The sequence below is a fragment of the Streptomyces nigra genome, assembly GCF_003074055.1.
Taxonomy (GTDB): domain Bacteria; phylum Actinomycetota; class Actinomycetes; order Streptomycetales; family Streptomycetaceae; genus Streptomyces; species Streptomyces nigra.
The window spans coordinates 4,212,754-4,226,463 of record NZ_CP029043.1 but is presented as its reverse complement, the minus strand read 5'-3'; the positions used below and the strand labels follow the sequence as shown (position 1 = coordinate 4,226,463).

Genomic DNA, 13,710 nt, shown 5'->3' with positions numbered 1-13,710 from the left:
GCAGAACACCCCTCTAGGAGTCCGTCGGGCTCGGCTCGCCGCTGCCGTCGGCCGGTGACGTGGTGTCCGACGGGCCGGTCGGGCCCGGTGTGGACGGGTCCGTCGACGGGGGCGGGTCGCTGGGTTCCGGATCAGTGGGCGTCGGGTCGGTCGGTGTCGGCGTCGGCGTCGTGGGCGTCGGGTCGGGATCGGACGACGAGGGCGGCGGATCGCTGGGGGTGCCCGGGTCGGTCGGCCGGCCGGGGTCCGAGGGGGTCGGCGCGGTGCCGTAGCCCTGGATGGTGACGAGGGTTCCGGCGGGCGAGATCGCGAGGCGCGCGCTCCAGAACCCGGACGGCTCCCGCAGATGGTCGACGTACACCTTGACCGTCGCCGACTCGCCGGGCGCGAGGGTGCCCGTCGACCGGCTCATATAGAGCCAGGGGGCCGAGGTGCTCGCGGACCAGCGCACCGGTGTGCGGCCCGTCGCATGGAGCGTGACCAGCGTGGTGTCGCCGCTGGTGGACGCGGACACCTCCAGCCGGGCGGCGCCCTTCTCCCCGGTGCCGCCGACGCTGATGACCTCCACGGAGACGTCCGGCGCGTCACGGTCGCCGAAGCGGTCCGCGTGCCGGGGGCTCGCGTTGCCGGCGTTCTCGTAGCCGCCGTCCGCGCCCTCGCCGTCGAGTGCGCCGGGGCCGTGCGCCGCGCCCGCGGTGGCCGAGTGCCCGTCGACGGACTCGCCGGTCGGGGTGCCCCGGTAGGCCGCCCACAGGGCGAGGACCGGGGCGGCGACGACGGTGGCGACGACCGTCGTGGTGACGGCACGCGCGCGCAGCCGGTCCCGGCGGGCGGCGCGGTCCTTCGGGTCCATCGGGAAGCCGCGCCGGTCGAAGCGGGGCACGGCGCCGCCCCGCGCGCGGGGGGCGTGGGCGAGGGCCATGTGCAGGGCCGCGCGCGGGGCGGGCAGCACGGGCAGCTCGGCGGGGGTGACGGCGGCGCCGGGCCACCGGCCGGGGACGGCGCGCTCGGCGGTACGGCGGCAACGCGGGCAGTCGTCGACGTGCCGGACGAGCTCGCGGCGCAGGGCGGTGCCGAGGACGAGCTGGCGGTCGCCGGTGAGCCGGGCGACGCCCGGACAGGTGCCGGTCTCGACGACGGCGAGGGCGGCGCGGGTGCGCTCGACCTCGCAGGCGGCGGAGGCGAGCAGCTCGCGCGCGGCGGCGAGGCCGAGACCGAGGACGGCGGCGACCTCATGGGCGGCCAGGTGGTGGCGTACGGCCAGCTCCAGGGCCTCGCGCTGCTCCGGGGTGGTGCCGGCCGCCTCCGGCCAGGCCAGCAGGGCCAGTTCGCGGCGCCGCTGCTCCTGGACGTCCTCGGGGACGGCGGGGCCCGGCTCGGGTCCTGTCCCCCGGTGGGCGCCGTGCCGGCCCGCAGCATGGCTGCCCTGACGTTTCTGCTTGGCCTCGGCCAGCTTGCGCAGGCATGCCCAGCGGGCCAGGGCGTACAGCCAGGGCCGCCGGTCGGCCGGGCCGTCCGGCACGCGCTGCCCGCGGCGCTCGGCGAGGACGAGGACGTCGGCGAGGGCGGCGGTCGCGGCGTCGTGGTCGCACAGCACGGACAGGCAGTAGGTGAACAGCCCGTCCAGATACGGCTCGTAGCGCGTGGACGGGTGCTGCGCCACCGTTCGCGCCGCCGCACGATCACGCGCTTCCCGATGCGCCCTGTGCGCGCCGGTGGTGCGGGTCGAGGTCTCCGGACTGCTGCTCGTCATTGGGGGACCGTAGGCGTCCGGCACCGGCGCCTTCTCCCTGCTTGAGCACTTTTAATCCGTACGGGTGAAACGATCCCTCAATGGGGTACAGGAGCCCCGGATTCCATGTCCTGTTCATGGCGAACGTCTGCCGAACGCGGGCCGACGGGCAGGCAACGCACGCCCGGCCCTGCGCCCAGAAGGTCCGCGCCCGGAGCGTTGTCAGTGCCCTCGGCTACGGTTCTTCGCATGGCTGCCCGTACCAAGTCCACCAAGGACCGCCCGTCCTACCGCTGCACCGAGTGCGGCTGGCAGACGGCCAAGTGGCTCGGCCGCTGCCCCGAGTGCCAGGCGTGGGGGACGGTCGAGGAGTACGGCGCACCCGCGGTCCGTACGACGGCGCCGGGCCGGGTCACCAGCTCCGCCCTGCCGATCGGCGAGGTCGACGGCCGTACGGCGACCGCCCGCAGCACCGGCGTGCCCGAGCTGGACCGGGTCCTCGGCGGCGGCCTGGTGCCCGGCGCGGTCGTCCTCCTTGCGGGCGAGCCCGGCGTGGGCAAGTCCACCCTGCTGCTGGACGTCGCGGCCAAGTCGGCGAGCGACGAGCACCGCACCCTCTATGTGACGGGCGAGGAGTCGGCCAGCCAGGTGCGGCTGCGCGCCGACCGCATCCACGCCCTCGACGACCATCTGTACCTCGCGGCCGAGACCGATCTCGCGGCCGTCCTCGGGCACTTGGACGCGGTGAAGCCGTCCCTGCTCATCCTCGACTCGGTGCAGACGGTGGCCTCCCCCGAGATCGACGGCGCCCCCGGCGGCATGGCCCAGGTCCGCGAGGTGGCCGGCGCCCTGATCCGCGCCTCCAAGGAGCGCGGCATGTCGACCCTGCTCGTGGGCCATGTCACCAAGGACGGCGCCATCGCCGGTCCACGCCTCCTGGAGCACCTGGTCGACGTGGTGCTCCACTTCGAGGGCGACCGGCACGCGCGCCTGCGCCTCGTACGCGGCGTCAAGAACCGCTACGGGGCGACGGACGAGGTCGGCTGCTTCGAGCTGCACGACGAGGGCATCGTGGGACTGACCGACCCCAGCGGCCTCTTCCTGACCCGCCGCGACGAGCCGGTCCCGGGCACCTGCCTGACGGTCACCCTGGAGGGCCGCCGCCCCCTGGTCGCCGAGGTCCAGGCGCTCACCGTCGACTCCCAGATCCCCTCCCCGCGCCGTACGACGTCCGGTCTGGAGACCTCGCGGGTCTCGATGATGCTGGCCGTGCTGGAGCAGCGCGGCCGGATCAGCGCCCTCGGCAAGCGGGACATCTACACCGCGACGGTCGGCGGGGTGAAGCTGTCCGAGCCCGCCGCGGACCTCGCGGTGGCCCTCGCGCTGGCCTCCGCCGCGAGTGACACACCTCTCCCCAAGAACTTGGTCGCGATCGGCGAGGTGGGCCTCGCGGGCGAGGTCAGACGGGTCACGGGCGTGCAGCGCAGGCTCGCCGAGGCCCACCGTCTGGGCTTCACGCACGCCCTGGTCCCGAACGACCCGGGGAAGGTCCCGCCGGGCATGAAGGTGCTGGAAGTGGCCGATATGGGAGACGCCCTCAGGGTCCTTCCGCGCTCGCGTCGGCGAGAGGCCCCACGGGACGACGAGGACCGCCGGTAGACTTTGCCCAGGTCTCGCCCGTCCGTACGAACCGAATGTGCGAAACGGGAGCGCCTTGGAACCTGCGACCGGAGGAGTGCAGTGGCAGCCAACGACCGGGCGTCAGCTCCCGGAAAGGCCGGCGGGAGCTCCGGTGCCGATGGCCTGATGCGCGCCTCACTGAGCGCCGTGGCACCGGGCACGGCGCTGCGCGACGGCCTGGAGCGGATCCTCCGGGGGAACACCGGCGGACTCATCGTGCTCGGCTCCGACAAGACCGTCGAGGCGATGTGCACGGGTGGATTCGTCCTGGATGTCGAGTTCACGGCGACGCGTCTGCGTGAGCTGTGCAAGCTCGACGGGGGCATCGTGCTCTCGTCCGACCTGTCGAAGATCCTGCGGGCCGGCGTCCAGCTGGTCCCGGACCCGACGATCCCCACCGAGGAGACCGGCACCCGGCACCGCACGGCGGACCGGGTCAGCAAGCAGGTCGGCTTCCCCGTCGTCTCGGTCTCCCAGTCGATGCGCCTGATCGCGCTGTACGTGGACGGTCAGCGCCGCGTCCTGGAGGACTCGGCGGCGATCCTGTCCCGCGCCAACCAGGCACTGGCCACCCTGGAGCGCTACAAGCTCCGCCTGGACGAGGTCGCGGGCACGCTGTCGGCGCTGGAGATCGAGGACCTGGTGACCGTCCGGGACGTCTCGGCGGTCGCCCAGCGTCTGGAGATGGTCCGCCGTATCGCGACGGAGATCGCCGAGTACGTGGTGGAGCTGGGCACCGACGGCCGGCTCCTGGCGCTCCAGCTGGACGAGTTGATCGCCGGCGTGGAGCCCGAGCGCGAGCTCGTGGTGCGCGACTACGTGCCCGAGCCCACCGCCAAGCGCTCCCGCACGGTCGACGAGGCGCTCTACGAGCTGGACGCCCTGTCCCACGCGGAGCTTCTCGAAATGCCCACGGTGGCCAAGGCGTTGGGCTACACCGGCTCCCCGGAGGCGCTGGACTCGGCGGTGTCGCCGCGCGGCTTCCGGCTGCTGGCCAAGGTGCCGAGGCTGCCGGGCGCCATCATCGACCGGCTGGTGGAGCACTTCGGCGGGCTGCAGAAGCTGCTGGCCGCCAGCGTCGACGACCTCCAGACCGTGGACGGCGTCGGCGAGGCCCGCGCCCGCAGCGTCCGCGAGGGCCTGTCCCGTCTGGCGGAGAGCTCGATCCTGGAGCGGTACGTCTAGGACCTGCCCAGGGCCCCGGTCCCGCTAGGGTCTTTCGTTTGGATCAGGCCGGATCAGGGAGCGGGGTCTGGGGCCGTACATCGCAAGGCGGAGGAGGGCGCCATGGCGGAGCCATGGCAACCGACGACAACGCGGCAAGGTGCGGCACCAGACCCCGCGAGCCCGGCATGATCCAAACGAAAGATCCTAGTCCTTGTCCAGCACGAACGACGTCTGCGCCGTGCCGAAGCCCGGCGTCTTCGTCTCCACCAGATAGGTCCCGGCCTCGGCCGCCCCGGCCTTCGGGGTGGCGCACTCCGGCGCGCTGGCCTTGCGGTCCCACTTCACGGTGTACGTGATGCTCGACTCGGCGGGCACCCGGAACTGCAGATTGCCGGCCCCGTCGGGACAGTCGGCGGAGGACCACATGTCGTCGTCGGCGCCGGCCTGCGTGATGGTCGTCACGGCGTTCTTCGGGCCGAGGTCGATCTTGCAGTCGTAGCTGGAGGAGTTGGCCGCCGTGAGCCGCAACGTGGGCTTCTGGCCGGGCGCGTAGGAGTTGCGCAGGCTGCGCAGCGTCAACTTCACCTGCCCGGCGACGCAGTTGGGCAGCGAGGACCCCTCGGCGACCGTGTCGCCCGCGCCGACCGCGGTGCCCGAGCCGCCGCCCGCGGAGCCGCCGCCGGAGCCGGCCTCGCCGCCGGAACTCCCGGCGTCCCCGCCGTCCGAGCCCGACCCGGAGCCGTCGTCCGCACCGGAACCGCCGGAGTCCCCGCCGCCGGGCGACTCGTCACGCCCGCCCGGCGCCTGGCTGATGGCCGGTCCGGAACCCGAGGGGCCCGGTGTGATCGTCGAGGGTGAGGGATTCTTGCCGTCGGACCCGCCGGCGCCGTTCTTTCCGCCCCCGCCGCCCGACGTGAGCACCCAGGTGGCCAGCAGGGCCAACAGGGCGAGCACGGACAGCATGACGGCCCTCCGTCGCCAGTAGATGGAGGAGGGAAGCGGCCCGACCGGATTGCGCAGAGATCCCACGGCGCAAACTGTACGAGAGATCGGTGGCCCAGCTTGCGTCACCCGCCGCCGAGACGACAACTTTTCCGGATCATCATCCCGGAGAGCCCCCGGAGCCGCCTTCCGGAGGCGAACTGCCGGAGCGGCCCCGGCACTTCGAAGCAGCACTCACGACCGATCCCCCGCCGACCCGGCCGCCGGGAAACGCACCGACACCGCCGCCTCCCCTTCCGGCCGCCCCCGGCATGGCAGGATCGGAAGGCCATGACTGCGCCCACGAAACCCCCGCACAGCCACTCCGCCGCGCCCCGTTCCGACGGCCCTCTCGGTCAGTCGCTGCACGGCGCCGTCATCGACTGGTTCGAGGAGAACGCACGCGACCTCCCCTGGCGGCGCCCCGACGCCGGTCCCTGGGGCGTGATGGTCAGTGAGTTCATGCTCCAGCAGACACCGGTCAGCCGCGTCCTGCCCGTCTACGAGCAGTGGCTGGCGCGCTGGCCCCGTCCCGCCGACCTCGCCAAGGACACCCCCGGCGAGGCGGTCCGCGCCTGGGGTCGGCTCGGCTACCCGCGCCGCGCGCTGCGGCTGCACGGCGCCGCAGTCGCCATAGCGGAACGGCACGGCGGCGACGTACCGACCGACCACGCGCAGCTCCTGGCGCTGCCCGGCATCGGCGAGTACACGGCCGCAGCGGTCGCGTCGTTCGCGTACGGGCAGCGGCACGCCGTCCTGGACACCAACGTCCGCCGGGTCCTCGCCCGTGCCGTCACCGGCGTGCAGTACCCGCCGAACGCCACGACGGCCGCCGAGCGCAAGCTGGCCCGCGCGCTGCTCCCCGAGGACGAGCGCACCGCCTCGCGCTGGGCGGCCGCGTCGATGGAGCTCGGCGCGCTGGTGTGCACGGCGAAGAACGAGGCGTGCCACCGCTGCCCGATCGCCGCGCAGTGCGCGTGGCAGCTGGCGGGCAAGCCGGAGCACGAGGGCCCGCCCCGCCGGGGGCAGACGTACGCCGGGACCGACCGGCAGGTGCGCGGCAAGCTGCTCGCCGTGCTGCGCGACGCCCACGCGCCCGTGCCGCAGGCGGCGCTCGACCGGGTGTGGCACGAGCCGGTGCAGCGCGCCCGCGCGCTGGACGGGCTCGTGGCCGACGGTCTGGTGGAGCCGCTGCCGGACGGGATGTACCGGCTGCCGGCGAGCTGACGCCCGGGGGGGAATCACCTGGCTCTGTCACAGGAACCGGGCTCCCCCGCCCCGTACTTCACAGCCGTCACCCGGCCCAGACTCGGGCATATCACTGCAGAGCGCCATCAACCACCCTGTTCGATTCGCCCGTTTCCTGCTTCCGTTACACAACCGACGGACAGCCGAGCGTTCCCCGCAGGCTGCCTCGGACAGCCCCGTGACAACGCCTCCGTAGCTTCATTCCCGTACCCGGCAGACGGGGACCGGTGACGAAGCACAGGCAGTACGACCGGCGGTGAACAGGCCGCCGGTGACGGGGAATCAGGAGGCGGTCAGGATGGCGCAGGGAGAGGTGCTCGAGTTCGAGGAGTACGTCCGTACCCGGCAGGACGCGCTGCTGCGCAGCGCCCGCCGGCTGGTCCCGGACCCGGTCGACGCCCAGGACCTGCTGCAGACCGCGCTGGTGCGCACGTACCACCGCTGGGACGGCATCGCGGACAAGCGCCTCGCCGACGCCTATCTCCGCCGCGTCATGATCAACACCCGGACCGAGTGGTGGCGGGCCCGCAAGCTGGAGGAGGTTCCGACCGAGCAGCTGCCCGACGCCTCGGTCGACGACGCCACCGAGCAGCACGCGGACCGCGCCCTGCTGATGGACATCATGAAGGTGCTCGCTCCGAAGCAACGCAGTGTCGTGGTGCTGCGACACTGGGAGCAGATGTCCACTGAGGAGACGGCCGCCGCCCTCGGCATGTCGGCGGGTACGGTCAAGAGCACGCTGCACCGGGCGCTCGCCCGGCTCCGCGAGGAGCTGGAGAACCGCGACTTGGACGCACGCGCGCTGGAGCGTGAGGAGCGGGAGCGTTGCGCGGCCTAGGCACGACGAAGGGCGGCACCGGGCGCTCGGACGGCGGCGACCCCGGCGCGGAGCCGGACGCCGCGGACGGCGGACCGGCGATCCGGGGAAATCTCCAGGCGGCGTTCACGGCGGTGGCCGTGGTCGTCGCCCTCGCCCTTTTCGCGTCCGCCTGCGCGACCGGCGGCACCGGCGCCCGTGACGAGGGACCGGCGCACGCCGAGAGCGTGGGCAGCCCCGCGCACTCCTCGGCCGATCTCGCGTCGGCCTCCCCCACACCCGTCCCGGACCGGCGCGCGGCCGTCCGGCTGGTGCAGGCCGATCCCCAGGTGTCACGGCAGGTCAAGCGGGACCTGAAGCCCTGTGTGTCCGACGAGTACCCGGTCGACGTGTCGTACGGTGAGCTGACCGGAGGGCCGGCTGACGACATCGTGGTCAACGTCCTGTCCTGCGGGGACGCGGTCGGGATCGCCTCGTACGTGTACCGGGAGCGCGACGGCTCCTACCAGAACGTCTTCAAGGCCGAGGAGCCTCCCGTCTACGCCGAGATCGACCGGGGCTATCTGGTGGTGACCGAGCAGGTGTACGCCAAGGACGACGCGCTGTCGAACCCGTCGAGCGAGAACGTCGTGTCGTACCGGTGGACGGCCGGCCGGTTCGTGCGGGAGTACAGCACCCACACCGACTACGGCACCCTGGACGACGGCCAGGACACGCCCGCACCGGCCGGCTGAGTGGCGCCGCACACGGCGGTGAACGCTTCGCCGGGCTGACGCGTCTGTGAAGTGAGCACGTCCGACGCACCCCTGACCGCACACGAGGACTGAGAGCACCTGGATGGCAGAGCAGACCCACGTCCTGTTCGTCGAGGACGACGACGTCATCCGTGAGGCCACCCAGCTCGCCCTGGAGCGGGACGGCTTCGCGGTCACCGCCATGCCCGACGGGCTGTCGGGGCTCGAGGCGTTCCGGGCCGACCGGCCCGACATCGCGCTCCTGGACGTCATGGTCCCGGGCCTGGACGGCGTGAGCCTGTGCCGCCGTATCCGGGACGAGTCGACCGTGCCGGTGATCATGCTGTCGGCCCGCGCGGACTCCATCGACGTGGTGCTGGGCCTGGAGGCGGGCGCCGACGACTACGTCACCAAGCCGTTCGACGGTGCCGTGCTGGTCGCGCGGATCCGGGCGGTGCTGCGCCGCTTCGGGCACGCGAGCGGTGGCGACCGGGCGGAAGACGGCGGTGACACGGTGGACGGCGGGCTGCTGACCTTCGGCGACCTGGAGGTCGACACCGAGGGCATGGAGGTGCGCCGGGCCGGGCAGCCGGTGGCGCTCACACCGACCGAGATGCGGCTGCTGCTGGAGTTCTCCTCCGCGCCCGGGACCGTGCTGTCCCGGGACAAGCTGCTGGAACGCGTGTGGGACTACGGCTGGGGCGGCGACACCCGGGTCGTGGACGTCCATGTGCAGCGGCTGCGCCAGAAGATCGGCCAGGACCGGGTCGAGACCGTCCGTGGCTTCGGCTACAAGTTGAAGGCCTGAGCGGGGCGGCATGCGGGGGTTGTTCGGGCGTACGGCCGCGTCGGGCGCGGGGGGCGGCGGGCTCGGCGAGCCGGCCGCGGCCGTGGCCGGGAGTGCCGGCGGTGTCATGGAGCGACCTGGGGGCGCGGTGATGCGGGGTCGTACGGGTGGGCGACGGGCCGGTCTGCGGGGCCGGGTGGCGATCCGCACGGGGCTGCGCTGGAAGCTGAGCGCGGCGATCGCGCTGGTCGGCGCGCTCGTCGCGGTCGTCCTGAGCCTGGTCGTGCACAACCAGGCCCGGGTCTCGATGCTGGACAGCGCGCGGGACGTCGCGGACGAGCGGGTGCAGATCGCCCAGCGCAGCTTCGAGCAGTCCAAGCGGCTGAACTTCCCCAACGCCACGATCGACGATCCGGAGCTGCCCGCCGCGCTGCGCGACAAGGTCGAGGAGGGCCGCCGGGCGACCTATGTCACGGAGACCGCCGGGGGCGCGCCCGACATCTGGGCGGCCGTCCCGCTGAGCAACGGGCATGTGCTGTCGCTGCGCAGCGGCTGGACCGACCGCAGCGAGCAGATCCTCAACCGGCTCGACCAGGCCATGATCATCGGCTGTATCGCGGTGGTGCTCGGCGGCAGCGCGCTGGGCGTGCTCATCGGCGGGCAGCTGTCGCGGCGGCTGCGCAAGGCGGCGGTCGCGGCCAACCGGGTCGCGAGCGGCGAGCCGGACGTCCGGGTGCGGGACGCCATCGGGGGTGTCGTACGGGACGAGACCGACGATCTCGCGAGCGCGGTGGACGCCATGGCGGACGCCCTCCAGCAGCGGCTGGAGGCGGAGCGCCGGGTCACCGCCGATATCGCGCACGAGCTGCGCACGCCGGTGACCGGACTGCTGACGGCGGCCGAGCTGCTGCCGCCCGGGCGGCCCACCGAGCTGGTCCTGGACCGTGCGAAGGCGATGCGCACGCTGGTGGAGGACGTCCTGGAGGTGGCCCGGCTGGACAGCGCCTCGGAGCGGGCCGAGCTGCAGGACATCCTGCTGGGCGAGTTCGTCGAGCGGCGGGTCGCCGTGAAGGACCCGGCGATCGAGGTGCGGATCGTGCACGAGTCGGAGGTCACGACGGACCCCCGGCGCCTGGAGCGCGTGCTGTTCAACCTGCTGGCGAACGCCGCCCGGCACGGCAGGCCGCCCGTCCAGGTCACCGTGGAGGGCCGGGTCATCCGGGTCCGCGACCACGGCCCCGGGTTCCCGGAGGACCTGCTCGCCGACGGACCGAGCCGCTTCCGTACGGGCAGCAGCGACCGCGCCGGGCACGGCCACGGGCTGGGTCTGACGATCGCGGCGGGGCAGGCCCGGGTGCTGGGCGCCCGGCTCACCTTCCGCAACATCCGGCCCCCCGGCTCCCCGGACGACCTGCCGGCCGAGGGCGCGGTGGCGGTCCTGTGGCTGCCGGAGCACGCGCCGACGAACACGGGCAGCTATCCGGCGCTCCCCTAGAACGCGTCGAGGGCCCCCGTACGGGGGCCCTCGCGCATTCCTGCGTCCCTACTCGGCGGGCTTCGCCTCGGGGCCGGTCCCCTTGAGCGGGACCTCCTTGACGAACACGGCCGTCACCAGGGACAGCACGGCGATCACGGCACCCAGCAGGAACGCGGAGTGCGTCCCGGAGGACACCGCGTGCTGGTACGCCTCCCGGGCCGCCTCCGGCAGCTTGGCGAGGCTCGCCGCGTCCAGCTGCGCCGACTGCTCGGTGACCTTCGCGCCCAGCGATCCGGCGCGCTCGGACATCACGTCCTGCACCCGGTTGTTGAACAGCGCGCCCATGACGGCGACGCCGAAGGACGAGCCGAGCGTGCGGAAGAGCGTGGTGGAGGAGGAGGCGACCCCCATGTCCTCCATCTCGACGCTGTTCTGCGCGACGAGCATGGTGATCTGCATCAGACAGCCCATGCCGAGTCCGACGACGGCCATGAAGACACCGGAGGTGAACCGGCTGGTCCCGGTGTCCATCGTGGACAGCAGGTACAGCCCGACGACCATCAGCGCGCTGCCGACGACCGGGAAGAGCTTGTAGCGCCCGGTGTTCGTGGTCACGCGGCCAGCGACCATCGAGGTGACGAGCATCGCGCCCAGCATCGGGAGCAGCAGCAGACCGGAGTTGGTGGCCGAGGCGCCCTGCACGGACTGCTGGTACAGCGGCAGGAACAGCGTGGCGCCGAACATCACGAAGCCGGTGATGAAGCCGATCACGGACATCAGGGTGAAGTTCCGGCTGCGGAAGATGTGCAGCGGCACGACCGGCTCGGCGGCCTTGGTCTGCCAGAACACGAATCCGACGAGCGCGACGACGCCGATCGCGACGAGCTCCATGATCATCGCGGAGTCCCACGCGTATTCGGTGCCGCCCCACGTGGTCACCAGGACGATCGCGGTGATGCCGACGGTGAGCAGGCCCGCGCCCAGGTAGTCGATGCGCGCCTGCGCCCGCTTCCTGGGCAGGTGCAGCACGACGCTGATCGCGGCGAGGGCCACGACGCCGAGGGGCAGGTTGATGTAGAAGGCCCAGCGCCAGCCCCAGTGGTCGGTGATGGTGCCGCCGACCAGCGGGCCTCCGATCATCGCCAGCGCCATGACGCCGGCCATCATGCCCTGGTACTTGCCGCGCTCCCGGGGCGGGATGAGGTCGCCGATGATGGCCATGACGCCGACCATCAGACCGCCGGCGCCGAGACCCTGCACGGCCCGGAACCCGATGAGCTGGCCCATGTCCTGGGCCATGCCGCTGAGCGCGGAGCCGATGAGGAACAGCACGATCGACGCCATGAAGACGCCCTTGCGGCCGTACATGTCACCGAGCTTGCCCCAGAGCGGGGTGGAGGCCGCGGTCGCCAGCGTGTACGACGTCACGACCCAGGACAGATGCTCCAGACCGCCGAGCTCGCCCACGATCGTCGGCATCGCGGTGCCGATGATCATGTTGTCGAGCATGGCCAGCATCATCGTGATCATCAGCGCGAGGAGGACGACGCGTACGCTCCTCGGCCGTTTGCCGTCCTGTGTCTCCTGGCCCGCGGGCCCGGTGCCCACCGTCAGAGTCTCCGCCATGATCCCCACTCCCCCAGGTACGGTACTTACTTGCCGCCCGGCTAGTTATCTACACTCAGGGGAAGGTAGACACTCAACTAGCCGGGCGTCAAGTAAGTTTTCTGGAAGGCCGAGGAGTACGAGGATGGGTGGCACCATGGACGGCACCAAACAGCGGCGCCGCGGGAACACCCGCCAGCGCATCCAGGACGTGGCACTGGAACTCTTCGCCGAGCAGGGCTACGAGAAGACCTCGCTGCGGGAGATCGCCGAGCGTCTGGACGTCACCAAGGCGGCGCTCTACTACCACTTCAAGACCAAGGAAGAGATCATCGTCAGCCTCTTCGAGGATCTGACGAAGCCGATCGAGGAGCTCATCGAGTGGGGCCGGCAGCAGCCCCACACCCTGGCCACCAAGCAGGAGATCGTCCGCCGCTACGGCCAGGCGCTCCAGGACGCGGCCCCGCTCTTCCGGTTCATGCAGGAGAACCAGGCGACGGTCCGCGAGCTGAGCATCGGGGAGATGTTCAAGTCCCGCATGCTCAGCATGCGGGACATCGTGATCGATCCCGACGCCGCCCTGGTCGACCAGGTGCGGTGCGTCAGCGCGCTGTTCACGCTGCACGCCGGGATGTTCGTGCTCAGAGACCTCGAAGGCGACCCCGAGGACAAGCAGGAAGCCGTCCTCGAGGTCGCCATCGATCTGATCACCCAGGCGCATCGGGGCGCCCGGACGTCTCAGTGACTCAGGTCTTCGTGACCCAGGTCTTCGTGACTCAGATCTTCAGACCCTTGGCCTTCAGGAAGGACACCGGGTCGATCGCGGAGCCGTAGTTGGCGGTCTTGCGGATCTCGAAGTGCAGGTGGGGACCGCTGGAGTTACCGGTGTTGCCGGACTTCGCTATCTCCTGGCCGGTCTTCACGACCTGGCCGATCTTCACCTCGACGCGCGACAGGTGGGCGTACTGGGAGTACGTGCCGTTGCCGTGCTTGATCACGATGGCGTTGCCGTACGCCGGACCGTCACCGGCGCCGTTGCCGCCGGCCTTCACGACGGTGCCGCCGTGCGCGGCCACGACCTGGGTGCCGGTCGGGACGGCGAAGTCCTGACCGCTGTGCTTGTGGGCCCAGCGGGCGCCGTTCTGCATGAAGGAGGCGGACTTCGAGTACTTCTTCACCGGCGCCACCCAGGACACGGCCTTCTTGGCGGCGGCCTTCTTGGCGGCGGCGCTCTGCGCCGTGACGGCGGCGGAGGCACCGGTGCCCGAGTTCATCTCGGCAGCGACCGCGCCTCCGGCGCCCAGCACGACCGAGGCTCCCAGTCCGGCGGCCAGCACAGCGGCACGGGTGCGGAACGCGGACGTACGGGGCGAACGGAAAGAAAAGCGCGGGGACATTCGAAACCTCACGGGGAAGACGACGGGGAAAGCCATTCGGCACTTGAGCCGCACCGGATGGCGCCATCCCTTGGTAACCCCACTC

Annotated in this window: 12 protein-coding genes; 8 read left to right on the top strand and 4 right to left on the bottom strand. The window is 72.1% G+C overall.

The window, feature by feature from the left end; genetic code table 11:
• Positions 1-13: 13 nt before the first annotated feature.
• Complete coding sequence (locus DC008_RS19600; RefSeq protein WP_108708088.1) at positions 14-1,753, bottom strand: BACON domain-containing protein; 1,740 nt, start codon at positions 1,751-1,753, stop codon at positions 14-16.
• Positions 1,754-1,981: 228 nt separating this feature from the next.
• Here DC008_RS19600 and radA point away from each other — a divergent pair, with 228 nt between their 5' ends.
• The gene (gene radA, locus DC008_RS19595; RefSeq protein ID WP_055624673.1) at positions 1,982-3,391 is read left to right on the top strand and encodes a DNA repair protein RadA; all 1,410 of its coding nucleotides are present in this window, start codon (positions 1,982-1,984) and stop codon (positions 3,389-3,391) included.
• Positions 3,392-3,472: 81 nt separating this feature from the next.
• On the top strand, positions 3,473-4,597 hold the full coding sequence (gene disA, locus DC008_RS19590) for a DNA integrity scanning diadenylate cyclase DisA (RefSeq protein ID WP_055624674.1): 1,125 nt from the start codon (positions 3,473-3,475) through the stop codon (positions 4,595-4,597).
• Positions 4,598-4,783: 186 nt separating this feature from the next.
• Here the strand turns inward: disA and DC008_RS19585 are convergent, their stop codons facing one another.
• A complete protein-coding gene (locus tag DC008_RS19585) occupies positions 4,784-5,608 on the bottom strand; it encodes a hypothetical protein (RefSeq protein WP_108708087.1) in 825 nt (274 codons plus the stop codon).
• 243 nt (positions 5,609-5,851) lie between these two features.
• Between DC008_RS19585 and DC008_RS19580 the strand changes: the two genes are divergently transcribed.
• The 5 genes from DC008_RS19580 (at position 5,852) to cseC (ending at position 10,641) form a co-directional block, all read left to right on the top strand.
• On the top strand, positions 5,852-6,787 hold the full coding sequence (locus tag DC008_RS19580) for an HhH-GPD family protein (protein ID WP_108708086.1): 936 nt from the start codon (positions 5,852-5,854) through the stop codon (positions 6,785-6,787).
• 319 nt (positions 6,788-7,106) lie between these two features.
• Entirely contained in the window at positions 7,107-7,646 is a 540-nt protein-coding gene (locus tag DC008_RS19575; protein WP_055624676.1) for a SigE family RNA polymerase sigma factor, read from the top strand.
• Positions 7,634-8,359, top strand: a complete 726-nt coding sequence (locus DC008_RS19570) for a hypothetical protein (RefSeq protein WP_267146315.1) — start codon at positions 7,634-7,636, stop codon at positions 8,357-8,359. Before DC008_RS19575 ends, DC008_RS19570 begins: the two co-directional genes overlap by 13 nt.
• A gap of 103 nt (positions 8,360-8,462) precedes the next feature.
• Positions 8,463-9,167, top strand: a complete 705-nt coding sequence (gene cseB, locus DC008_RS19565; RefSeq protein ID WP_055624677.1) for a two-component system response regulator CseB — start codon at positions 8,463-8,465, stop codon at positions 9,165-9,167.
• Between the two features lie 10 nt (positions 9,168-9,177).
• Positions 9,178-10,641 carry a two-component system sensor histidine kinase CseC gene (gene cseC, locus DC008_RS19560; protein WP_374207416.1) on the top strand — a complete coding sequence of 488 codons (1,464 nt, stop codon included), beginning with the start codon at positions 9,178-9,180 and terminating at the stop codon, positions 10,639-10,641.
• 48 nt (positions 10,642-10,689) lie between these two features.
• Here cseC and DC008_RS19555 read toward each other — a convergent pair whose 3' ends face one another.
• Positions 10,690-12,249 (bottom strand): MDR family MFS transporter, encoded by a 1,560-nt coding sequence (locus DC008_RS19555; RefSeq protein ID WP_108708084.1) that lies wholly within the window; start codon positions 12,247-12,249, stop codon positions 10,690-10,692.
• 124 nt (positions 12,250-12,373) lie between these two features.
• Here DC008_RS19555 and DC008_RS19550 point away from each other — a divergent pair, with 124 nt between their 5' ends.
• Positions 12,374-12,973: a TetR/AcrR family transcriptional regulator gene (locus DC008_RS19550; protein ID WP_108708083.1), complete on the top strand. Its 600-nt coding sequence runs from the start codon at positions 12,374-12,376 to the stop codon at positions 12,971-12,973.
• Between the two features lie 31 nt (positions 12,974-13,004).
• On the opposite strand, the gene DC008_RS19545 is transcribed toward DC008_RS19550, so the two are convergent.
• Positions 13,005-13,625: a M23 family metallopeptidase gene (locus DC008_RS19545; RefSeq protein ID WP_108708082.1), complete on the bottom strand. Its 621-nt coding sequence runs from the start codon at positions 13,623-13,625 to the stop codon at positions 13,005-13,007.
• Between the last annotated feature and the right edge of the window lie 85 nt (positions 13,626-13,710).

Bases quoted from the DNA above. Each gene is read 5' to 3' on its own strand.
- DC008_RS19600 (WP_108708088.1), bottom strand. From the start codon at position 1,753: ATGACGAGCAGCAGTCCGGAGACCTCGACCCGCACCACCGGCGCGCAC.
- radA (WP_055624673.1), top strand. From the start codon at position 1,982: ATGGCTGCCCGTACCAAGTCCACCAAGGACCGCCCGTCCTACCGCTGC.
- DC008_RS19580 (WP_108708086.1), top strand. From the start codon at position 5,852: ATGACTGCGCCCACGAAACCCCCGCACAGCCACTCCGCCGCGCCCCGT.
- DC008_RS19575 (WP_055624676.1), top strand. From the start codon at position 7,107: ATGGCGCAGGGAGAGGTGCTCGAGTTCGAGGAGTACGTCCGTACCCGG.
- cseB (WP_055624677.1), top strand. From the start codon at position 8,463: ATGGCAGAGCAGACCCACGTCCTGTTCGTCGAGGACGACGACGTCATC.
- cseC (WP_374207416.1), top strand. From the start codon at position 9,178: ATGCGGGGGTTGTTCGGGCGTACGGCCGCGTCGGGCGCGGGGGGCGGC.
- DC008_RS19555 (WP_108708084.1), bottom strand. From the start codon at position 12,249: ATGGCGGAGACTCTGACGGTGGGCACCGGGCCCGCGGGCCAGGAGACA.
- DC008_RS19550 (WP_108708083.1), top strand. From the start codon at position 12,374: ATGGGTGGCACCATGGACGGCACCAAACAGCGGCGCCGCGGGAACACC.
- DC008_RS19545 (WP_108708082.1), bottom strand. From the start codon at position 13,625: ATGTCCCCGCGCTTTTCTTTCCGTTCGCCCCGTACGTCCGCGTTCCGC.